General features: G+C 52.3%; 17 protein-coding genes and 1 pseudogene. 2 read left to right on the top strand and 16 right to left on the bottom strand.

Annotated elements, in window-relative coordinates; all coding sequences use genetic code 11:
• Window positions 1-101: 101 nt before the first annotated feature.
• The 3 genes from M0651_RS03355 to M0651_RS03345 all read right to left on the bottom strand — a co-directional run bounded on the left by M0651_RS03355 (window position 102) and on the right by M0651_RS03345 (window position 2741).
• Complete coding sequence (locus M0651_RS03355) at window positions 102-1175, bottom strand: M24 family metallopeptidase (RefSeq protein ID WP_248550431.1); 1074 nt, start codon at window positions 1173-1175, stop codon at window positions 102-104.
• Between the two features lie 494 nt (window positions 1176-1669).
• Window positions 1670-2110, bottom strand: coding sequence for a type II 3-dehydroquinate dehydratase (aroQ, locus tag M0651_RS03350; protein WP_248550430.1), 441 nt, complete (start codon window positions 2108-2110; stop codon window positions 1670-1672).
• A gap of 88 nt (window positions 2111-2198) precedes the next feature.
• On the bottom strand, window positions 2199-2741 hold the full coding sequence (locus tag M0651_RS03345) for a YqhR family membrane protein (protein WP_248550429.1): 543 nt from the start codon (window positions 2739-2741) through the stop codon (window positions 2199-2201).
• A 184-nt stretch (window positions 2742-2925) separates the two neighbouring features.
• Here M0651_RS03345 and M0651_RS03340 point away from each other — a divergent pair, with 184 nt between their 5' ends.
• Both M0651_RS03340 and M0651_RS03335 read left to right on the top strand, forming a co-directional pair.
• Window positions 2926-3924 carry a DUF1385 domain-containing protein gene (locus M0651_RS03340; RefSeq protein WP_248550428.1) on the top strand — a complete coding sequence of 333 codons (999 nt, stop codon included), beginning with the start codon at window positions 2926-2928 and terminating at the stop codon, window positions 3922-3924.
• Between the two features lie 6 nt (window positions 3925-3930).
• Window positions 3931-4254 carry a hypothetical protein gene (locus M0651_RS03335; protein WP_248550427.1) on the top strand — a complete coding sequence of 108 codons (324 nt, stop codon included), beginning with the start codon at window positions 3931-3933 and terminating at the stop codon, window positions 4252-4254.
• A 45-nt stretch (window positions 4255-4299) separates the two neighbouring features.
• On the opposite strand, the gene M0651_RS03330 is transcribed toward M0651_RS03335, so the two are convergent.
• The 13 genes and pseudogenes from M0651_RS03330 to nagZ form a co-directional block, all read right to left on the bottom strand.
• The gene (locus M0651_RS03330) at window positions 4300-5274 is read right to left on the bottom strand and encodes a patatin-like phospholipase family protein (protein ID WP_248550426.1); all 975 of its coding nucleotides are present in this window, start codon (window positions 5272-5274) and stop codon (window positions 4300-4302) included.
• Between the two features lie 76 nt (window positions 5275-5350).
• A pseudogene (locus tag M0651_RS03325) lies at window positions 5351-7057 on the bottom strand (proline--tRNA ligase).
• Between the two features lie 327 nt (window positions 7058-7384).
• Window positions 7385-9016 (bottom strand): family 10 glycosylhydrolase, encoded by a 1632-nt coding sequence (locus M0651_RS03320; RefSeq protein ID WP_248550425.1) that lies wholly within the window; start codon window positions 9014-9016, stop codon window positions 7385-7387.
• A gap of 132 nt (window positions 9017-9148) precedes the next feature.
• Window positions 9149-9574: a transcriptional regulator MntR gene (mntR, locus tag M0651_RS03315; protein ID WP_213622782.1), complete on the bottom strand. Its 426-nt coding sequence runs from the start codon at window positions 9572-9574 to the stop codon at window positions 9149-9151.
• A gap of 131 nt (window positions 9575-9705) precedes the next feature.
• Window positions 9706-10419 carry a cytochrome c biogenesis CcdA family protein gene (locus M0651_RS03310; protein WP_248550424.1) on the bottom strand — a complete coding sequence of 238 codons (714 nt, stop codon included), beginning with the start codon at window positions 10417-10419 and terminating at the stop codon, window positions 9706-9708.
• 26 nt (window positions 10420-10445) lie between these two features.
• Window positions 10446-11249, bottom strand: a complete 804-nt coding sequence (locus tag M0651_RS03305; protein WP_248550423.1) for a metal ABC transporter permease — start codon at window positions 11247-11249, stop codon at window positions 10446-10448.
• A 52-nt stretch (window positions 11250-11301) separates the two neighbouring features.
• The gene (locus M0651_RS03300; RefSeq protein ID WP_248550422.1) at window positions 11302-12063 is read right to left on the bottom strand and encodes a metal ABC transporter ATP-binding protein; all 762 of its coding nucleotides are present in this window, start codon (window positions 12061-12063) and stop codon (window positions 11302-11304) included.
• A 35-nt stretch (window positions 12064-12098) separates the two neighbouring features.
• The gene (locus M0651_RS03295) at window positions 12099-13085 is read right to left on the bottom strand and encodes a metal ABC transporter substrate-binding protein (RefSeq protein WP_248550421.1); all 987 of its coding nucleotides are present in this window, start codon (window positions 13083-13085) and stop codon (window positions 12099-12101) included.
• Between the two features lie 185 nt (window positions 13086-13270).
• Window positions 13271-15295 (bottom strand): methionine--tRNA ligase, encoded by a 2025-nt coding sequence (gene metG / locus M0651_RS03290; protein WP_248550420.1) that lies wholly within the window; start codon window positions 15293-15295, stop codon window positions 13271-13273.
• A gap of 710 nt (window positions 15296-16005) precedes the next feature.
• Entirely contained in the window at window positions 16006-16287 is a 282-nt protein-coding gene (yidD, locus tag M0651_RS03285; protein ID WP_248550419.1) for a membrane protein insertion efficiency factor YidD, read from the bottom strand.
• Window position 16288: 1 nt separating this feature from the next.
• Entirely contained in the window at window positions 16289-16750 is a 462-nt protein-coding gene (locus M0651_RS03280) for a Fur family transcriptional regulator (protein ID WP_248550418.1), read from the bottom strand.
• Window positions 16751-16914: 164 nt separating this feature from the next.
• The gene (locus tag M0651_RS03275) at window positions 16915-19116 is read right to left on the bottom strand and encodes a stalk domain-containing protein (protein WP_248550417.1); all 2202 of its coding nucleotides are present in this window, start codon (window positions 19114-19116) and stop codon (window positions 16915-16917) included.
• 203 nt (window positions 19117-19319) lie between these two features.
• Window positions 19320-20918, bottom strand: coding sequence for a beta-N-acetylhexosaminidase (nagZ, locus tag M0651_RS03270; protein WP_248550614.1), 1599 nt, complete (start codon window positions 20916-20918; stop codon window positions 19320-19322).
• Between the last annotated feature and the right edge of the window lie 31 nt (window positions 20919-20949).

Raw genomic sequence — 20949 nt, 5'->3', positions numbered from 1 at the left:
GCGGCTTACGTAAACTGCTGTTTCCCCACATTTGGAGTCCCTGCGTAACCACGTACAGCCGGGCGCGCGCCCTGCCTGTCAAAACCAGCGGCAACCCTGATTTAACCTAATGAAATGAATTCCTTCGTCGACTCCGTCAACCGGCGGATTCCGGTCTCCGTGATCACCACATCATCTTCAATACGAACGCCGCCGATCCCCGGCAAGTAAATGCCCGGCTCCACCGTGACGACCATTCCCGGCTTCAACACGGTATCGCTCGCTTTGGATACGCGCGGCGCCTCATGCACTTCCATGCCGAGGCCATGTCCGGTACTGTGGCCGAACTGTTCGCCGTAGCCGTAACGGGTAATCACGTCGCGCGCCAAGGCGTCGGCTTCTCGCCCAGTCATCCCCGGTCGCAGGAATTCCAGCGTATGCAGCTGAGCTTCCAGAACAATATCGTAAATCTCACGCAGCTTGGCGCTTGGCGTTCCCAAAGCAACCGTCCGCGTGATGTCGGAGCAATATCCCTTATACAAGGCACCGAAATCCATCGTTACCAGCTCGTTGGCTTGCATGATGCGTTCGCTTGCTCTGCCATGGGGCAAAGCGGAACGTTCTCCGGAAGCTATGATCGTATCGAATGAAGGACCGGTAGCGCCGTTCTTCTTCATGAACGTTTCCAGTTCCAGTGCAGCATCCCATTCGCTCATTCCCGGCTTCAGAACGTTCAGCATATGCAGGAAGGTCCGGTCTGCCAATTCGGCCGCTTCTTTCATGATCGCCAATTCCTCATCGTCCTTGAAGATGCGCAGCTCTTCAACCAAACCGCTTAGCGGAACAAGCGTCACCGGCTGCAGCTCGCGCTCGTAAGAACGGTAGGTGGCGAACACCATTTGCTCCTCTTCAAATCCTAGTCGTTCGATGTTCCCTTGCTTCAGCAGGCTTTGAATGGTTCCGGTAACCGAAGCGCCGTGATCGATGATTTCGAATCCGGACGCTTGTTCAGCCGCCTGTGTCAAATAACGGAAGTCCGTTAACAGCCATGCCTGTTGATGCGTAATCAGCACATAGCCGGAACTTCCCGTAAATCCCGTCAAATAGCGGCGGTTCACTTCTCCGGTAATCAGTACGGCTTCGATCTGTTGCGATGTCATCGCTTCGCGGAGCCGGGTTACACGTGTACTCGCCATAACTAACTCTCCCTTATTATAAGGTAGTTCAAAAAGTCATCTTTGGATCACGAAGTATTGGCTGGGATGCGAGGCCGGCGTCGAATCTTGAATTCAGCCGGTCCTTCCGTTGCTCACGTAGCTTCCAGCTACGCTCCGCTACTCACTCCCTAACTTCATTCAACCTTCTCGGTGCTCCAAACCTGCCCTTTCGAACCTTCATTTGAATCGGTAGTTCATAAAGTCATCTTTGGATCACGAAGTATTGGCTGGGATGCGAGGCCGGCGTCGAATCTGCCACATGAATCCAAGGAATTCCTGCAAAAATACAGTTTTTCTTCGCGAAAAGGAACTATAACGCTCATTCAACCCAAAATTCCTGCATTTTTGCATCTTTTTTCGCCTTAAGCTTCAATATCGCCCGAATTTCCTGCACATTTGCAGTTATTCGTCTCAAGCCAACCGGTCGATTCCAAAGTCACTTCAGGGTCACTTGGTTTAGAAATAACCTCCGGTTACCCCCGCTCCAAATGCCGTTTCAACGCCAGCAGTCCCATTTCATAGCCATAGGATCCAAATCCGGAGATTTGACCGACCGCGATCGGTGCAATGACCGACGTGTGTCGGAACGCCTCACGGGCATGGATATTGGACAAATGAACTTCGACCACAGGGATGTTCACCGAAGTCAGGGCGTCTCGAAGCGCGTAGCTGTAATGCGTCAACGCACCCGGATTCAGCAGTATTCCGTCCGTATTTCCGTAGGCTGCGTGAACTCGGTCAATTAGCTCACCTTCATGGTTCGACTGAAAGAAGGAAAGCTCCAGCCCGTTTGGCGCTGCCAGTTCCTTCAGCTTGTCTTCGATATCACCGAGTTTCTCGGATCCATAAACGCCGGGCTCGCGTACGCCAAGCATGTTTAAATTCGGTCCATTCATGACCAAGATGCGATACATGGCGGCTCCCCCTTTCCGAAAAATAACCAAAAATAATTTTAACATAGGAGGGAGTCGCTTGAGAAGCTATAACTTTTCGAACAACCTCTTATTGAAGTGCATGCTGCTCGCGAGCTTTATTCGGTTCGCGCGACCGTTCGTCCGTATATTCCTCTGCCGTGGTATAGCCGATAAACAATCCCCACAGTAAATACAAGCAAAACTCGCTGATTATTGTGGTCCGTGACAGCTCCCGCAGCGAGGGAATCAAGTCGAGCAACGGACCGAGCACTCCGAATAATATCCCCCACCAAGCGATGCCGTATAAAATACCCGGACCTGGGCCTTTCAGTTTGCGAAATGCCAGCACGTAGAGAATCGTCGCCAGAATGGACAACACGATAAACGACAACCAACCCACGTAATATCCGGCCTGACTATGCAAGAACGAATTTTTGAAGAAAGGCTCCACCAAATAACCGGGTAACACCGATGTAAAGCCCATGTAGAAGAACAGCCCTTTAACCCCTCCCCATATCAATCCGGCAAAAAGCCCGATTTCCAGCGCGAACCTCCAAATGTTGGTGTTCTCTCGCCGTTGGTGCCGCCATGGCTGAACCCTCGACCGTGATTTCTCCTTGTTCGCTTTCATTCGCATCCTTCCCTTCCATAGAAATATTTTCATTCATTTTTTTGAAGGTTAGTATGTGCATTTCCAAAAAGACTAAACAAACTAGAATTTGCCCGCAAAGTCCGTTACAATGGAATCATTACAAATCTTGATGTTACGCCGCTTACGCCACACAAAACTTATCTATTGTAGGAAGGTGAAAGTTTTGCCTGAACAATCTGCACCGACGATTTACGGCGGCCAAGCCGTTATAGAAGGCGTCATGTTCGGTGGAAAATATGTCAACGTAACCGCCGTTCGCCGGAAGACCGGGGAAATCAGCTTCTTGGAGGTCCCTAAGGAAGACAAGGCTTGGGTCAAGCGGCTGCGCAAAATCCCGCTGATTCGCGGAATCGTCAGCATTGTTGACTCCAGTGCCAAAGGCTCTAAGCACCTCAACTATTCGGCGGAGGCGATGGCCGATGACGAAATGGAACCGGAGGAACGTGCCAAACAGAAGGAAAAAGAGGAGTCCGGCTTCTCCCTCACCATGCTGTTGGGTGTTGCCGTGGTTGGGGTCTTGTCCTTCATCGTTGGCAAATTGATATTTACGCTGGTACCGGCACTCTTGGAGCAATATTTGTTCCAGCACGCTTTCGCCAGTCAAACCCTGCATTCTCTCATCGAAGGCGTCATCAAAATCGTCTTGTTGCTCGGATATCTATGGCTCATGTCGCAGACGCCGGTCATCAAACGGTTGTTCCAATACCACGGGGCAGAGCACAAAGTGATTTCCGCGTATGAAGCGGGCGAAGAATTAACCCCGGCTAATGTGCAAAAATACAGCCGTCTGCATTACCGCTGCGGCAGCAGCTTTATTATTTTGACAGTCATTGTCGGCGTCATCATCTATTCTTTGCCTATATTCAGTTGGGACTCCCTTTGGGAACGTGTGTATATCCGTGTGCTGTTGCTCCCGCTTGTCATTGGTCTTTCGTTCGAAATGCTGCGATTCACCAATGCGGTCCGCGACATTCCGTTGCTGCGCTTCTTGGGATATCCGGGACTTTGGCTACAGCTCTTAACAACAAAGGAACCCTCCGATGATCAGGTCGAAGTATCCATCGCGTCGTTTAACCGGATGCGTGAGCTAGATGCCCAATTGGAGCAAGTCGGTGTCCTCGAGACGTCCGTTAGTTCGGCTTTGGATCCCTTGAAAGGATGAGGTAACATGAAAAAACAAGGCATCATGTTTTGGGTTATCGTCCTATTGGTCGCTTTCTACATTATTGATGGTTTGTTTATCAGCCATCAGATCGCGTGGGGCAGTATCATCGTTCCGTTCGCCGTCGTTGGCATTGTTATCCTGCTGTACAAATACCCGCCGCGGAAATACCGGAAAACGCAGCCGAGAATCAAACCTTCGGCGCGTACGATGGCCAAAGTTGCCGCAGAGCGCAAGCCTGCACGAACCGAAAAACGCAAGGCGTATCCGTTTCAGGTCATCGAAGGCCAAAAAGGCAAGAACGATGATGATTTACCTAAATATCACTAAACACCAAAAGGACGGCGCCGACACTACGGCCCCGTCCTTTTGGTTTTATTTTCGCACAGCAAATGCTTGCTGGTACTTTTTGAAATGATCCTCGTACATCTGCAAGTTCCAGTTGCCGAAAAATCGATCTCCGGCCAGAAAGCCGGATTCAAATAACAGCAGGCTCTCCTCATCGCTGATATCAAATTGTGTCGTCCCAATGCCGAGTGTAGGGATTTTCACCGTTCGATAACGATTGGGCTGCTCGATGTACCGTTCGTCATGAGCGGACAACATCGTCTCGACGATCGCCTGCAGCATCGAAAACGGCCCGGTAATGCCATGCGGCTTATTCGTATTTTTGCCGACCATTTGAAAGCCAACGGTTGGAATGCGCCTCTCCCCGTGCCGTGGCTCTTCGCGATCAAACAACCATAGTGGAAAATTACTGAGCAGTCCGCCGTCAACGATGTGTAGAAACTGCTCGGCGAACGGTTTGCCTTTCGCAATCTTCGGCGGCAGCCGCAGCAGCACCGGATCAAAGAAATAGGGAATGCTGCAGCTCATGCGAACTGCTCGGGCCACCTCGAACGTCGCCGGATTGAGACCGATGTTATTCAGGTCGTCCGGCAGCACCATGATTTTGCCGCTTGTGATATCCGAGGCGATAATCGTCAGCTTTCCCGTAGGGAGATCTCCAAATGTGCGAATGCCTTTGGCCAGCAGGATCTGGCGTACCCACTCCTCCAACGCCTCTCCGGCATATAATCCTTTCTTGAGGAGCACACGGAGGGCCGGACCAATCAACGCCAGATTAAAGATCGGCGCTCGCTTCAGAAATTTTGAAAACGACGTGGTCAAGATAAGTTCTTTCATTTCGTCCGCCGTATAGCCTGCGGCGATCATGGAAGCAATAATCGAGCCGGATGAAGTTCCGGCCACACGATGAAAGCGCGCGCCGTATTTCTCCGCCGCCCTGACCGCACCAGCCAACGAAATCCCTTTGACCCCGCCGCCTTCAAACACTCCGTTCATCAGCATCAGATGCCTTCCCCCCCAACCCACATCAGTCTACTGCTTATGTATGTTGGGAGGGGCTGTTCGTATGCTAAAGAACTTACACAGGAACGATACGTTGAATCACCTCATTAAAGCTGATGAGTTCACGTTTCATGGTACCTCGTTCCAGCCATTCAACCTGACCCTGCTCCGCCGTTTTGCCAATGATGACTCGATACGGGATACCGATGAGATCTGCATCATGGAATTTACTGCCCGCGCGCTCCTCGCGGTCATCCAACAGAACATCTACCCCAGCTTGAGTTAAGTCTTCGTATAACTGCGTTGCCAGTTTCATTTGCTGAGCATCCTTCATGGATATCGGTATGAGGTGCGCCTGATAGGGGGCGATTGTGGCCGGCCAGATCAGCCCATGCTGGTCATGATGTTGTTCCGCGATCGCAGACATTAGCCGAGATAGGCCAATCCCATAACAACCCATGATCATGGGTTGTTGCCGCCCTTGGGCATCCAAAAAAGCTGTGCCAAGCGCTTGGCTGTACTTGGTTCCGAGCTTAAACACATGGCCAACCTCAATTCCTCGCAGCAATTTGAGCTGACCCTCAAGACAGCGCGGGCAGGTATCTCCGTTAACAACGTTACGGAAGTCGCCGACGGTTGCCTCGGGCACATCGCGATTTGGGCAGACAGAACGTAAATGGGTGTTTGCTGTATTTGCACCCACGATAGCGGTCGTCATGATCCAGGCGACCTGGTCTATTAATACCGGGATAGAGAGACCCAAAGGACCGGCATAACCAACCGGGGCGACGGTTATCTTCTCGACCGTCTCGCGATCGGCAAGCTGCACCGAATCCACCCCTAGCCAAGCTGCCACCTTCAGCTCGTTCACTTCGTGATCCCCACGTACGAGGACCGCAATCGGTTCTTTCCCCTCAGGGACGTAGATCAGCGTTTTGAGGAATTGTTCAGGGCTTGCGTGAAAGTACTCGCATAACTGTTCGATCGTATGCACGTCAGGCGTATTAACTGCCTCCGGAAGGGCCGCATCCGGCGCTTGATTCGGTTGGCTTCCGCTCGGCGGTGCCGAAGTTGCCTTTTCAAGATTCGCTGCATAATCGCAATTCCCGCATACGGCCACAAGATCCTCGCCGATATCGGATTAGGCCATAAACTCATGGGTGCCCCCTTCGCCGCCGATGGTTCCCGGATCCGCTTCTACCGCCCGATAATCCAAGCCACAGCGGCCAAAAATCTCTTCGTAGGCCGTATACATCGCGCGATATCTCTTATCGAGGCCGGTCCAATCCGTATCAAAGGAATAGGCATCCTTCATCAGAAACTCTCGTCCACGAAGCAGACCAAACCGAGGTCGACGTTCATCACGGAATTTGGTTTGAATTTGATAGAGTGTAAGAGGCAGTTTCCGATAGGAATTCACTTCATCCCGCAGCAGCGAGGTGATCACTTCCTCATGCGTTGGACCTAGCGCAAATTCACGATCATTTCGATCCTTGAAGCGGATCAGTTCTGCGCCGTAGCGTTCATATCGACCGGATTCCTGCCACAATTCGGCTGGCTGCATTGCGGGAAGCAGTATCTCCAAGGCCCCCGCCCGGTCCATCTCCTCCCGAACGATTCTTTCGATCTGATGCAACACTCTTCTGCCCAAGGGTAAATAAGAATAGATTCCGGCAGCTAGTTGACGGATGTAACCACCACGAAGCAGAAATTGATGGCTTCTCGCCTCGGCATCGGACGGAGCTTCCCTTAGAGTCGGTGATAATAATCGGCTTTGACGCATTTCAATGACCTCCTTCTTCTGAAAAACAAAAAGACACATCCGTCAAGGGACGAATGTGTCGTGGTACCACCCTAATTCCACCGCTGCACAGCGCGGTGCTCTTACCCAAGGTAACGGTTGGGGAACCGGTACGGGTTAAATTCCCTTTCAAGAAACATCCCCGTACAGCTCACAAGGCGGGAAAATTTCACGTGCGACAGAGACCTTCCAGCTCATGGGTCTCCTCTCTGGGGACACAGACGTCAAATTCGATCCTTGATCATAGCCGATAAAACGTAAAAATGAATTTGAAAACGAATTTACCGCATTAGTCTCTTCCTGTCAAGGCTACATCCCATAATAAGACTGCAATAGCGGGATCAGGCCCAGCGGGTTCTTGCGTAAATCCTTTGCGCTAAAGAAGATACTGCCGCTAATCTCAGGAACCTGGCGGTTGTAATCCAACTGGTCGATGATTTCCTGCGCACTGGACCACCCGATCTCCGGCGTTCCCAGCTTATAAGGTGCATGGCCGATATAGAGCTTCACGTTGGTCCCTCTCACCTCTCCGGCCCACCAGTCGGCCAGCAGATCATACTGAACCTCTTTGCGTGTCATACTCCAATAGATTTGCGGAGCCACATAATCGATCCATTCATTTTTGATCCAGGTACGAACATCAGCATACGTGCTGTCGTAAGCTGTAACACTTGCTCTCGTATCGGAGCCGGTCAAATCGGTGGACTTATTCCGCCAGACTCCGTACGGGCTAATGCCGAAAGACGCACTTGGTTTGGATTGAGCGATGGTTTGACCTAGCTTCTGGACGAACTGATTAATATTATCCCGACGCCAGTCGCCCTTGTTTGCGATTTTCTTGGCATTATAGGTCTGAAACGTAACCTCATCCGCAAATTTCTTCGCGGTCGTTTCCCCGGTTGGATAGAAATAATCGTCTAAATGAACGCCGTCGATATCGTACCTGTTCACAACTTCCATAATCGCGCGAATGACGTGATCACGGGCTTCCGAAATCCCCGGGTTGATGTACAGCTTGCCATCGAACTTTACAATCCATTCCGAATGTAAGTTCGCCACATGATTGGCTGGAAGCTTGCTGGCGTCGCCGCCTGTGCTGGCACGGAACGGATTAAACCAAGCATGGAATTCCATCCCGCGGCGGTGCGTCTCCTCGATGAGGAACTGCAGCGGATCGTAACCCGGGTCCTTGCCGGCGGTTCCCGTTAAATAAGAGGTCCATGGCACCAACGAGGACGGGTAGATCGCGTCCGCTGACGGGCGCACTTGAACGAATACCGCGTTCATGCCCATGGCCTGCACTTCGTCCAGCAGTTGAACGTATTCGGCTTTCTGAGCTTCCACTTTGCCGTATGAGCTATTGCTTGGCCAGTCCAAGTTTGAAACGGTGGATATCCAAACGCCCCGTAGCCCGTTAGCGGTATCACCCGCAGCCGGAGGCTGAGGAACCTCACCTTGCGGAACCTCCCCGACTGTTCCGGGAACCGATGGATCTCCCACAGATCCGCTCGTCAGAGTAATCGTACGAGTCTGACCGTTCCAATCGACGGCTATCCCGAGCTGCTCACTCACGAAACGAAGCGGGACCATCGTTCGGCCGGAAATGTTTTCTACGGAAGCTTCAAGGCGAATGGCGCGTCCGTCTACTTGAACCGTGGAAGAACCCATCGTCAGCACAATCGTGCTGCCATCTTTTTGAATCGTCGCTTTTTTATCGGCTTGGGACCAGGCCACCTGGGCTCCCAGGTTTTCGCTAATCACCCGAAGGGGGACCATGGTGACGTTCGCTCCGGGCTTAATGTAAGGCGAAGTATCGGAGGACAACTCGGTTCCATCGAGAATAATCCGAATATCGGATGCGGCAACTGCCGGCGTATTTCCGGAATAAGGCCATAAGAAGAGTAACACGAGAAAAGGAATAAACCATTTGCGAAATTTCATCTGAATCCTCCACATCATCTTTATGTACGGACAAACCGCGCTACTCTCTTAAACGTCTAGTAGAGGTCAAGAGTTGCGGTTCCGAGGACAAAAAGAAAAGCATCTGCCTTAGCCCAAAGACAGATGCTTCTTCTATGATTCGTTAACCAGTTCCTGATGGACGTTCTCCAGATCTTGAATCCGGGAATTGTCTCGTTTGAAGTACTCCACTAACGTTGCAATACGGGTGATGGAATCCCAGCTTAAATGATGCTCAATGCCCTCGACGTCCTTATAAATGTTCTCGTGCTCGACGCCGATCATGCCGAGGAACTCCTCCAGCAGCTGATGCCGGTCCACGAGCCGTTTGCCGATTTTTTTCCCTTTGTTGGTCAAGACAAGGCCCCGGTATTTCTCGTAAATCAAATATTCATCCTTGTCCAATTTTTGAATCATCTTCGTGACGGAGGAAGGATGAACCTCCAAACCTTCCGCGATATCGGACACACGTGCGTATCCCTTCTCGTCGATCAGTTTGTAAATACGCTCCAAATAGTCCTCCATACTGGGCGTTGGCATCTATCGATTCCCTCTTTCCATGAGTTGACGCGGACAAACATGTACACGCAGGTTAACATTACTCTGTTAATGATACATGTTCTGATTGTCCGTTGGCAAGTGCACATAGGCACACTTTCCTACATCCATCCCTAGAACTTCAGCCACTCCGGCGTGATTTGCTGCAGCCAAATGGTGATTTGGGCCATGCGGTTCGTAAACAGCAGCCCCCCCATCAGTAGCATTAAGGCTCCCCCGATTTTCATCATAATGGCGGAATAACGGAGGATCCATTTCGTCGAACCGATAAAGAAGGCCAGCGCAAAAAAAGGCAAGGCGAATCCGAGGGTATATGCGGTGATGAGTCCAATCCAAGTTCCCGGCTCCGTCACAGCCAAAGCGATAATCGCCGCCAGGATCGGTCCAACACAAGGCGACCAGCCCGCCGAGAAGCCGATCCCGAATATAAATGAACCGACGTAACCGGCCGGTTTGAACTTCAGGTCCATTTTCCGTTCCTTCAGCAAGAACTGCGGTTGGAAGATCCCCATTAGAAACAATCCCATACAAATGATCAAAATGGCGGATAATTGCCGGATTAACCCGCGGTATTGATTAAAGAATTCTCCAAACAAACCAGCGCCGAACCCCAGCGTGTAGAAGACAACGGAGAAGCCGAGGATAAACGCCAGCGTATGCGTCATCGTCCGGAACCGGACGTCCCGTTTATTTTGCTCTGTCCTCAACTGCTGCACGGACATCCCGGTGATATAAGACAGGTAAGACGGATATAAGGGCAAGCAGCAAGGCGAAATAAAGGAAGCAACTCCCGCGCCAAAAGCAAGCCCAAGATGGATGTCGGCCATATGAACCCCCTATGTACCCTTGCGGGCTAGGCGGAGAATCCCCGTTTGCCCAGCAAAGTTAATATCAACATACAGATCAGCAGCAGCACGATCGTGGCGCTCGGTGCCAGATTCCAGATACCTGAAATCATTAGGCCTAATACGACAGCAATTTCGGCAATGGTCACAGAAAAAACAACTGAGGTTTTGAAGCTTCTAGCAATTAGCAGACTGCAGGCAGCTGGTATCGTCAAAAGTGCGGAAATCAATAACGCGCCAACAAATTTAATAGCAGTACTTATCACCAAAGCCGTCATTACTGTCAACAGTATATTCAGAAGCTTGACAGGTAACCCGCTAACAGCGGCAGCATCCTCTTCAAAAGTCAGAAGGAAAAACTCCTTAAATAGCAAAAACACAACGACCGCGACAACAACAGTCACAAACAACGCTACATATAAATCTTTTGTTTCCAGAGTGAAAATGCTACCAAACAGATAGCTGGTTACATCCGTATTGTAACCCATGCCCATCGTAAAGAACAGAGAAGCCAGTGCCACGCCTCCAGACATAATAATGGCTATTGACAGCTCGGCATAACCTTTATACGTCTTGCGCAGCCTCTCGATGGCAAATGAAGCGACGATAGCAAAAATCAGACCGACACCAACAGGGTAAACACCAACCAGAAAACCTAACGCAACCCCGGCGATAGTCACGTGGGCTAATGTATCGCCGATCATTGAGAGACGGCGCAGCACCAGAAAGATCCCGATCAGTGGTGTGGTTATTCCAATCATCAAACCACCAGCAAGCGCTCTTTGAAAAAAATCAGCGGATAATATCTCCAAAATCAACAACTCCTAAAAGTTTTGCAAAGCAAAACGGCCTCGAAAGCGTTGGCTAAACCAACGAATGCTGCAGGTCCGGGATCGCGCAGTCCTGCTCGTGGGAATGACGCACGTAAAATTTAATCGCCCCGCACTGCTCACGGGGTTCCTGGCCCAGCTGATCTTCGATCATACTGATATCATGAGAGACCATCAAAAACGTCATATGATGATGGGCGTGCATATGAAAGATTAATTCAAAAAAATCGGCTTGCGTCTGTGCATCGATACCGACCGTAGGTTCGTCTAAAACGAGCAGATCTGGTTTGTTGACGAGCGCCCGCGCTAAAAATACGCGCTGCTGCTGGCCGCCCGAAAGCTGACCGATCCGCTTATGCTGGATCTCGCTGATTCGCATCACTTCCAGCGCATCATCACATTTGCGTTGTTCCTCACGGCCGATGCGGCGAAACAACTTCTTATTATTATATAGGCCGGACATCACGACTTCGCGGACCGTCGCCGGAAACAGCGGGTTAAAGGCGTTCTTCTGAGGCACGTAACCGATTCGCTCCCAATCGCGGAAGCGCCGAATCGGTTCGCCGAACAAGCGAATTTGCCCTTCCGTCGGCTGCAGCAAGCCTACCATCATCCGCAACAGCGTCGTTTTTCCCGCGCCGTTGGAACCGATCACACCCACGAAATCCCGTTCACGGATCGCAAAGCTGAAGTCAGAGATGACCTTCTGCTCCTGATACGCAAAGGAGACGTGATCAAGCTCGATTACACTATCATGACAAACGGCACCCTGTGCCGTATTTGCGTCGGATATCATTTAATTAGCGTCCTTCCGGTACATATAGTTTCTTCTTATTGTAGAGCTTGGATCAAATTTTGCAAATTTTTCTCCATTAACGTAAAGTAATTATCTCCCGCTTGCGCTTGAGATTTCGTTAACCCTTCCACCGGATTTAAGACCAGGGTCTCCACACCCGCCTCGGAAGCCAGGGTTTTCGCCAGTTTATCCGATACAAGCTCCTCGAAGAAAATATAACGAATGCCCTCTTCCTTCACCATCTTCGACAGGGCCACCAGGTCCTGGGCCCGCGGCTCGGCTTCCGGCGAGAGTCCCATAATCGCGTGTTGAGTTAGTCCGTAATCCCGGCACAAATAGCCGAAGGCCTGATGGGAAACAACAATCTCCTTGTTCGTAAGCGCGGATAATTGCTCGGTAAACTTGGCATCCAGTGCCTGCAACTGTCCTCTCAACTCCTGATAACGGGCTTCATAAGCCGCCTGATGTTCCGGATCTACATCAATGTAGCTGTTCTTGATATTCTCCGCCATGACAATTGCGGATTTGGGGCTGACCCAAGTATGCGGATCGACGTGAAGATCGGCTGTCTCCCCCTCATGCCCCGAGTTCGCCTCCGCTTCCTCGCCATGTCCATGACCGTCGTCCCCATCCGCTTCAATCAAATCGATGCCTTGGCTGACCTCCACGGTTTGCACCTTGTTGTCGCCCCCCAAGCCTTTCATGAAGTTCGGGACCCAGCCCTCCAGCCCTGCGCCGTTATACAGGAACAATTGCGCTTTGGACGCATTCAAAATATCCTGACTGCGCGGCGTCCAATCATGCGGCTCTACCCCCGTTGGCAGTAGATTAATAACGTTGGCTTCTTCTCCCCCGATCGCCTTGGCAAATTCGTAAATGGGGTAAAAACTGGTGATGACGTTGACCTTCCCCTCCACGATGGTCCCGCCGTCCGTGTTCTTTCCGCAGCCTGACAAAGCCAGCATGATCGTAAGAACCGCTGCCGCGAAGAAAATCCCCCGCTTGGATCTATGTATATACATAAATAACTCCCTCTCTTAATCGTAATGATTACCAACAAGGATTATAGGGCCATTCTCCTTCGATTGTCAACCTCTATTATTCTTCCTTTAATTAAGGCGTCACAAACAAAACCGCCAGAGGGAGCCCCTGGCGGTCGCATGACATCGATCTATATGGATACGTTGAACACAACAGTAAAGTTCCCTTACTTCACAATAGCGCCGTTCGGCATCGAATCCGGCACCGTCGCCAGCGTCAGCTGGTCGCCTTGCGAAGCGGCAAGGATCATCCCCTGCGACAGCTCGCCGCGCAGCTTCACCGGCTTCAGGTTGGTCACGCAAATCACTTTGCGGCCAACCAGCTCCTCCGGCTTATAAAACTTGGCGATGCCGGACACAACCTGGCGTTGCTCATAGCCCAAATCCAGCTGCAGCTTTAACAGCTTGTCGGCCTTCGGCACCGGCTCGCAAGCCAGTACCTGCGCCACGCGTAGCTCCACTTTGGCGAAATCGTCGATGCCGATTTCCTCCTTCGGCTCTGGCTGTTCCACCGCCGGAGCTGGAGTCGACGCCGCAGCGTCTGCAGGAGCTGCGGCCTCCGCCGCCGGCGTTCCCCCGCTCATCGAGTTCGAAATGAACTCGATTTCCTGCTCCGCGTCGAGCCGCGGGAAGATCGGCTCGCCTTTGACAAGCTTCGTTCCGGCCGGGAGACGGCCAAACGTCTTGGCGCTCTCCCAGGTCGTGAGCTCCCCGGGAGCGATCCCGAGCTGCGCCCAGATCTTCTTCGGCGCTTGCGTCAGGAACGGCTGCAGCAGAATCGAAGCGATCCGCAGCGACTCGACCAGATGCGCCATCACCGAAGCAAGTTCGCCTTGCTTCGCTTCGTCTTTAGCCAGCACCCATGGCTGCGTCTCGTCGATGTATTTGTTCGTGCGGCTGATAAACGCCCCGATATAGGTCAGCGCCACGGAGAATTCCATTTTCTCCATCACCTCTTCCACCTTACGAACCGTATCCACCGCTGCTTGCTCCAGCTCGGCGTCAAACGCCGTCGCATTAGGTTGATAAGCCGGTACTTCACCGCCAAAATACTTCTCAACCATCGCCACCGTCCGGTTCAACAGGTTACCAAGGTCATTGGCGAGATCGGAATTGACCCGCTGCACGAAGCTTTCCGGCGTAAACGAACCGTCCGAGCCGAACGGCACCTCACGCAGCAAATAGTAACGAGTCGCGTCAAGCCCATAGCGGTCGATCAGTACATTGGGGTCCATGACGTTGCCCTTTGATTTGGACATTTTGCCGCCCTTCATCAGCAGCCAGCCATGACCAAACACCTTCTTCGGCAAAGGCAGTCCCAACGCCATCAGCATGATCGGCCAATAAATCGTATGGAACCGGACGATTTCCTTGCCAACCAAATGGACGTCCGCCGGCCAGTACCGCTCATACAGCTCCGGATTTTCCGAGCCGTAACCCAGTGCTGTGATATAGTTAGACAGTGCATCGATCCACACGTACACAACATGCTTCGGATCGCCTTTGACCTTCACGCCCCAGTCGAATGTTGTCCGCGACACGGCGAGATCTTCGAGCCCTGGCTTGATGAAGTTGTTAATCATCTCGTTTTTGCGGGACTCCGGTTGGATAAACTCCGGATTTTCCTCATAATACTTCAGCAATCGGTCGACATAATTGCTCATCCGCAAGAAGTAACACTCTTCCTTCAACAACTCCACGGCGTGGCCGCTCTCCGGGCTTTTCCCGCCAATCACTTCGCCTTTGTCGTTTCGAACGACGTCAACCAGCTGTGATTCCGTATAATAAGTCTCGTCAGGAATGCTGTACCAACCTTCGTATTCCCCTTTGTAAATATCCCCTTGCTTCAGTAAGCGGTCAAAAATCTCCTCCACGACTACCTTATGCCGGGGTTCCGTCGTGCGGATAAAGTCGTCGTAAGAAATGTCCAATTTATCCCAAAGCTGCTTGATCCCCGCCACGATCCCATCCACGAACTGCTGCGGGGTTTGGCCCTTTTCCTTCGCTTTCTGCTCGATCTTCTGCCCGTGCTCATCGGTCCCCGTCAAATAGCGGACATCAAAGCCGCGCAACCGTTTATACCGCGCCATCGCATCCCCGGCAACCGTCGTGTAGGCATGGCCGATATGCAGCTTATCGCTGGGATAATAGATTGGCGTCGTAATGTAGAATGTTGGTTTGTTGGTGGACATTGTACCGTCATCTCCTTTAGAGGTTGTTCTAAAAGTCATCTTTCCATCACGAAGCCATTCATGAAGCGAAATCGACGTCGAATCTTGAATTCAACCGGGCCTTCCGTTGCTCTCGTAGCTTCCAGCTACGCTCCGCTACTCAGTCCCTAGCTTCATCCAACCTTCTCGGTGCTGGAAACCTGACTTTTTGAACTTTCATTTCATTCCAATTAAAATAAAAAACTCCCGCCCCATCATGGGGCGAGAGAGTTCTCACGCGTTACCACCCAAATTCCCCGTACCTTCGCAGGCAACGGGCTCCATTGGTCGAAACCGACCGTCCGTTAACGCCGGACCGCACGCCATTCCCTCACCGTGCGCTGCGCAGAACACAACCCACTTGGCTCGAAAACGGTTCCTCCCGGACCATATTCCAAAGACGCTCCAGGCCGGTTTGCAGCTTCCCCGGCTCTCTGTGGCTGGATCTTATCCCTGTACTCATCCGTTCACTGGACTACTTATAGAGGTTGCTCAAAAAACCAGCCTTCGATCACGAAGCTGTTCAAGAAGCAAACTCGGTATCGAATCTTGAATTCAACAGGGCCTTTCGTTGCTCACGTAGCTTACAGCTACGCTCCACTACTCATTCCCTAGCTTCATACCATTTTATATTAAAAAAATTTCCAAACCGTGTCAAGCCGGATCGGAGTTGGCCTATTCCCCTGATGCGATCAGGCTTGTCCTCCATTCAGCGGCGGCGTGCCTTGCTCACCCTCACGCTTCTTCTGCGTCTTAGGGGGAACCGGGTCATACCCGCCTGGATGGAACGGCTGACATTTGACGATCCGTTTGGCCGCCAGCCAGGACCCTTTCAGCGGGCCGTGCACCTCAATCGCCTCCAACGCGTATGCCGAGCAGGTTGGATAAAACCGGCAGGTCGGCGGCTTCAGCGGCGAAATAAACTTGCGATAGACATGGATCGGCGCTTGAAACGTTTTGCGGACTACGCCCATCTTAGGACACCTCGTTGGGCTCCGGCGTAGTATCCTGCGGCTTGCCGTCCGGCCGACAGTTTTTGCAATACCCGAACACCTCGAATTTATGTTTCACGACCTGGAACTGTTCCGGCGCATCCGTCAGTGGCATCGGGCAGAAATGAATCGGGTACGTCTTCTCGCATTGGAGGCAGATCATATGATGATGATGATGCCCCTCGCTGCTGCAGCTGGCTCTGAACTTTAAGCCGTCTTCAAAAACGACCTGCTCCAGCACGCCCAGTTCCTCCATAACCCGGAGATTACGGTATACGGTATCGAAGCTGAGTCCGCTGTACTCCTTGCCCATATAGTCATAGACATCCTTCGGGGTTAAATAACCATCCCGCTCGGCGAACAGCTTAGCCAAGCTTTTGCGTTGATCGGTAATCCGCAGCCCCCGGCTGGACATCACTTTAATAATTTCTTCGGTCGACAGCATGTGACATTCCTCCCGTCTACCCCTTAATCCATGCGTCTTCTCTAATAATGCCCCAAATCAAAAGCTCCGTCAATGAGCCCGAATTCGCCATGGCACACAACCATTCAGCTTCTCCCACGAAACAGCAAAAAAGCACGGAGCCTAAGCACCGTGCCTTCTCGTGATTATTCGCTTTTCTTCTCCGGCATCTGCTGGAACAGCAGGTTGACGGACAAGTTACTGCCCGGAGCCGCCGTGAAAATCAGATCCACGGTTTGCTCGCGTTCCCCGGTGCGGAACAACACGCCGTTATCGTTAGGGGCGCTGAGTCCTCCAACGTTCGCCAATCCCACGATGTCCCCGTTGACCATAACCGCTCCCATATAAGCGCCGCCACGCGGGTTAAATGAGATCAGTGTGTTCGGTGCGACTCGGTACAGCTTGATCCGGTACAAGACGCCGAAGTTACCGGCATTCAGCCGATAGTCGCCTTTTATGCCATCGGCTCCAACCAGGAACGGGTCACTGGAATTATCGCCGATCAGCAACCGGGACGGCGTATTGCCGATCAGATCGGTTACTTCGATATTACGATTGGCTTCCATGTAGGTACCACGATTATGAATATCCGGTTCAAGCGCACTCAGATAAGGCAATGTCTTAAACGGATCTTGATCCTGATCAACCATAATGACCGTGTAATTCAAGGTGTGGTCGCTGTACAAGTCCGCAAACAGCGAGATAACATCTCCCTGCTTCATGGATGTAGCGCTCAGCTCGTTCAGGATGATCTTGCTCTCCCCTGGAGCAAACCAGGTATCCTTGTATTTGTTGCCGGTTTGCATCGACTCATAATAACGCTGTACCGATGCTTTCCCCGCCGCCGTGGCGTAATTGCTCGGACCGCCAAAGCCCAGGTTGCTCTGCGTTAGTCGCGTCGTTTCACCATTATTGTTCGTCGCGATGACGTACATTTTGACCGATTTCCCGGTCGCATTGGCGTGGTGGATCATGAAGCGCGTATTTCCGATGGCTGCTTCCTTATACAGAATCCCTTTGGAATAGACCGTTTCCGGGCTATTGCTGCGGATCAACGTCACCGCTTCGGAAGTGAACGCGTATTTTAGCCGTTCCCAGCTTGGTACCTGCGTGCCGTCAAACGTATATTTTTCCCCTACAGGCATGAACAATTTATTGAATTCGTCCCGCGTATAGAGTGTTTCGTTCGTAATCGTAATTGTCTTCTCTACGGTCGAGTACAAACCAAATTTGTTGACGACTTTCAGGCGGATCGTCATTTGCCCCGGCGTAAAGAACGCCAGTTGTTTATTTTCCCACACGCGTTCGGTGATGCCCACTTCATCCGTACTAAGGTCGGTGTAAGTGATCATTTCGCCCATTTTATAGGTGTCTTTATCCGTCGTAAAATTCGCCACCGGCGGCGTATGCGGCTTGCTGACATGAATCGTCAGCGTATACGGATTACTCCATTGACCGCTGGTATCCTGAACCCGGTAGGTAACGGTGTAATCCCCCGGCGTCATGAACATATCCTGGCGTCCGATCCATTCCTCGTTCACGATCGGAAGTCCAATCGGCGAGGAAGCATTCGTTACATACTGAACCTGCGTTTCACCGGCGACCACTTCTTTGTTGCCAATCGTAAACGATGCGTACGGCAGAGTATTCAAATTAACGATCACTCGTTTGCCTACCGAATCGTAAGAATACGTGATATTTAAGGCCTTCGTAATCGCCGTCAACGGCACCATGAAGTTGTTTTTGGCGGAATAAGATTTCCCACGCATCGTCTGCGTTACGCCATTGACTTTGTAAGAGGTCGTGTTCAATTTGAACCGAAGCTCATCGTTGCCTCGTTTAATAATCGTTTCCTTTGTTGTATTGTCAAAAGACAGCTGGAATCCTGCCCGTTCCACAATCGCCCGGATCGAAATGTAAGATACGCCGTCCTTTACTTCCATTGGATAACCGGCAAGGTATTCCTTCCCGTCCTGGTACATTTTCTTGCTGTTCACCATCAAAATCAATTGGCCCGAGTAACTTTGGTTTTGCGTGCCTTGATCTGCTGGCGGCGTCACTGGGCTGGTTGGCGGAAGCGATTCGTCTCCGGTCCCTGTCCCATCTTGGCTATCTCCCGGAACCGTCTCCCCCGTCGCTCCTTCATTCGTTCCTTGATCCACAGGCGTATCGCCGGGTTGGTTCACATCGGTCGTATTGGTCGAATTCCCGTTATTCGCAGGCTGCTGCGTCACAGTCGACGAATCCACGCCATTTCCTTGCCCCATCTCCTCCGCGCTGACCGGAAACACCATGGCAATTTGTGATGCTACCAACAACGTGGTGATCAACAATCTCTTTAAATTCATGCCTAAACTCCCTTACTCTCCCATTTTGTAAAGCACCCTTTATCTCACAATGTATTAAACGCAAGTAAAAACGAAAAGTTGCTGACGCGAACGACAATAAATTGACATAAGTAGTCGTTTGTTGCCGCGTTTTCCTTTATTTTTTGACAAAACACCGCAAAAAACGCCCGGAAAACACTCCCGGGCGTGACCAATATCGCTATCTAGGCTTGGACTAAGCTGACAGGCAAAACTCCCTGCGGCTGCGCTTTGCCTACTAAGACCTTAGCAGCTGCATCCAGCGAATAAGGGCGGTTCTCGTATAAACAGAGATAGGTTTCTATCTCTGGGAACGCGTGCAAATCGTAAGGATTGCGTGTAGAAACAACGACCAAGCGTTTACCCGGGAGCTTCTGAAGCTGCCGTACCAACGATTGCTGGCCTTCGGGGATGCCCCCTTCCGCCGTGTAGGTCGCCACAACGATCTGGTCGAACTCTTTGCTTCTTTCCATCACCGTGGTTATCTCCTCGTCGCTGGGCTGTGTGCCGATCACCGTCGCAGATACGTTGCCATGAAGCGTACGTAGAGCATCCGCCAGCGTATATGGATGCACCGCCGGCTCATCAACCTCGGTGCGGTGCCGCAGCTCCGGCCAGACGACCAGTACCGGCCGGTCGCTCTCAAGAGGCAGGCTGCCCGCGCCCTTCACCAGCGTCACGCTTCGCTCCGCCGCTTCCTGTAATAACGCACCGCTCTCCGCCTCCGGCGTCAGCGGACCTGACCCTGCGGTCGCAGCGGACAACGCCTGCGCCGCGCTGCCGATCCGCTTCGCTTTAAGCGCCAGGATGCGCTCCAGCGATCGATCGATCCGCGCTTCGCTGATCCGGCCGCTCCGCACCGCTTCGGTTACCCGCTCGATCGCCGCCAGCTGGTCCGCCAGCGTGTGGCTTACGAGCACGAGGTCCGCGCCGGCTTCGATCGCTTGCACCGCCCCTTCGGGGATGCCGTAATGCTCCGCAATAGCCTTCATCTCCAGGCAGTCGGTGACGATTAGCCCGCCGAAGCCCAGCTCTTCGCGAAGCAAGCCTGTCAACACGCTGTGCGACAACGTCGCCGGGATCCCTTCCGGCTCAAACGCCGGAAAGATCACATGAGCCGTCATGATCGCATCGACGCCCGCCGCAATCGCTTCGCGGAACGGCGCCAGCTCGACCTGGTGCAGCCGCTCCTTCCCGTGCGGGACACTGGCCAAGCCGCGGTGGGAATCCACCGCCGTATCCCCGTGGCCCGGAAAATGCTTGGCCGTCGCGATCACGCCTTGGTTCTGGTAGCCGCGCACCGCCGCGGCCCCCTGTGCGGCCACCCGCTCCGGACGTTCTCCGAACGAACGTACGCCGATCACCGGGTTCGCCGGGTTGTTGTTGACGTCGACGCACGGTGCAAAGTTGAAGTTGATGCCAAGCTGCAGCATCTCCTTCGCCGCGAGCTTCGCCACTTCCTCCGTCAACGCTGGATCATCGGCTGCCCCAAGCGCCATATTGCCGGGAATACGGCTCATGCCTTCGTGGTCCAGCCGGGCCACCATGCCGCCTTCTTGGTCGATTGAAACAAACAGCGGAAGCTCCGCTTTGTTGCGGGGCAACGCTTGCAAGCTTCGCGACAACTCGGCGAGTTGCTCCACCGAGGCGATATTGCGCCGGAAATAAACGACGCCGCCAACATGATACCGCTCGATCAACGTCCGAATCTGTTCGTCCGGCACCAAGCTATGAAATCCGCAAATAAACAGCTGCCCGATCTTCTCCTCCAATGTCCATGCCATTAAATCCACGAGCTGTCCCCCTCATCGTAAA

The sequence above is a fragment of the Paenibacillus mellifer genome (assembly GCF_023195895.1).
In the GTDB taxonomy this organism is placed as follows: domain Bacteria; phylum Bacillota; class Bacilli; order Paenibacillales; family Paenibacillaceae; genus Fontibacillus; species Fontibacillus mellifer.
This window is presented reverse-complemented; position numbering and strand designations above follow the sequence as displayed.

Bases quoted from the DNA above. Each gene is read 5' to 3' on its own strand.
- M0651_RS03355 (WP_248550431.1), bottom strand. From the start codon at position 1,175: ATGGCGAGTACACGTGTAACCCGGCTCCGCGAAGCGATGACATCGCAA.
- aroQ (WP_248550430.1), bottom strand. From the start codon at position 2,110: ATGTATCGCATCTTGGTCATGAATGGACCGAATTTAAACATGCTTGGC.
- M0651_RS03345 (WP_248550429.1), bottom strand. From the start codon at position 2,741: ATGAAAGCGAACAAGGAGAAATCACGGTCGAGGGTTCAGCCATGGCGG.
- M0651_RS03335 (WP_248550427.1), top strand. From the start codon at position 3,931: ATGAAAAAACAAGGCATCATGTTTTGGGTTATCGTCCTATTGGTCGCT.
- M0651_RS03330 (WP_248550426.1), bottom strand. From the start codon at position 5,274: ATGCTGATGAACGGAGTGTTTGAAGGCGGCGGGGTCAAAGGGATTTCG.
- M0651_RS03320 (WP_248550425.1), bottom strand. From the start codon at position 9,016: ATGAAATTTCGCAAATGGTTTATTCCTTTTCTCGTGTTACTCTTCTTA.
- mntR (WP_213622782.1), bottom strand. From the start codon at position 9,574: ATGCCAACGCCCAGTATGGAGGACTATTTGGAGCGTATTTACAAACTG.
- M0651_RS03310 (WP_248550424.1), bottom strand. From the start codon at position 10,419: ATGGCCGACATCCATCTTGGGCTTGCTTTTGGCGCGGGAGTTGCTTCC.
- M0651_RS03300 (WP_248550422.1), bottom strand. From the start codon at position 12,063: ATGATATCCGACGCAAATACGGCACAGGGTGCCGTTTGTCATGATAGT.
- M0651_RS03295 (WP_248550421.1), bottom strand. From the start codon at position 13,085: ATGTATATACATAGATCCAAGCGGGGGATTTTCTTCGCGGCAGCGGTT.
- metG (WP_248550420.1), bottom strand. From the start codon at position 15,295: ATGTCCACCAACAAACCAACATTCTACATTACGACGCCAATCTATTAT.
- yidD (WP_248550419.1), bottom strand. From the start codon at position 16,287: ATGGGCGTAGTCCGCAAAACGTTTCAAGCGCCGATCCATGTCTATCGC.
- M0651_RS03280 (WP_248550418.1), bottom strand. From the start codon at position 16,750: ATGCTGTCGACCGAAGAAATTATTAAAGTGATGTCCAGCCGGGGGCTG.
- M0651_RS03275 (WP_248550417.1), bottom strand. From the start codon at position 19,116: ATGAATTTAAAGAGATTGTTGATCACCACGTTGTTGGTAGCATCACAA.
- nagZ (WP_248550614.1), bottom strand. From the start codon at position 20,918: ATGGCATGGACATTGGAGGAGAAGATCGGGCAGCTGTTTATTTGCGGA.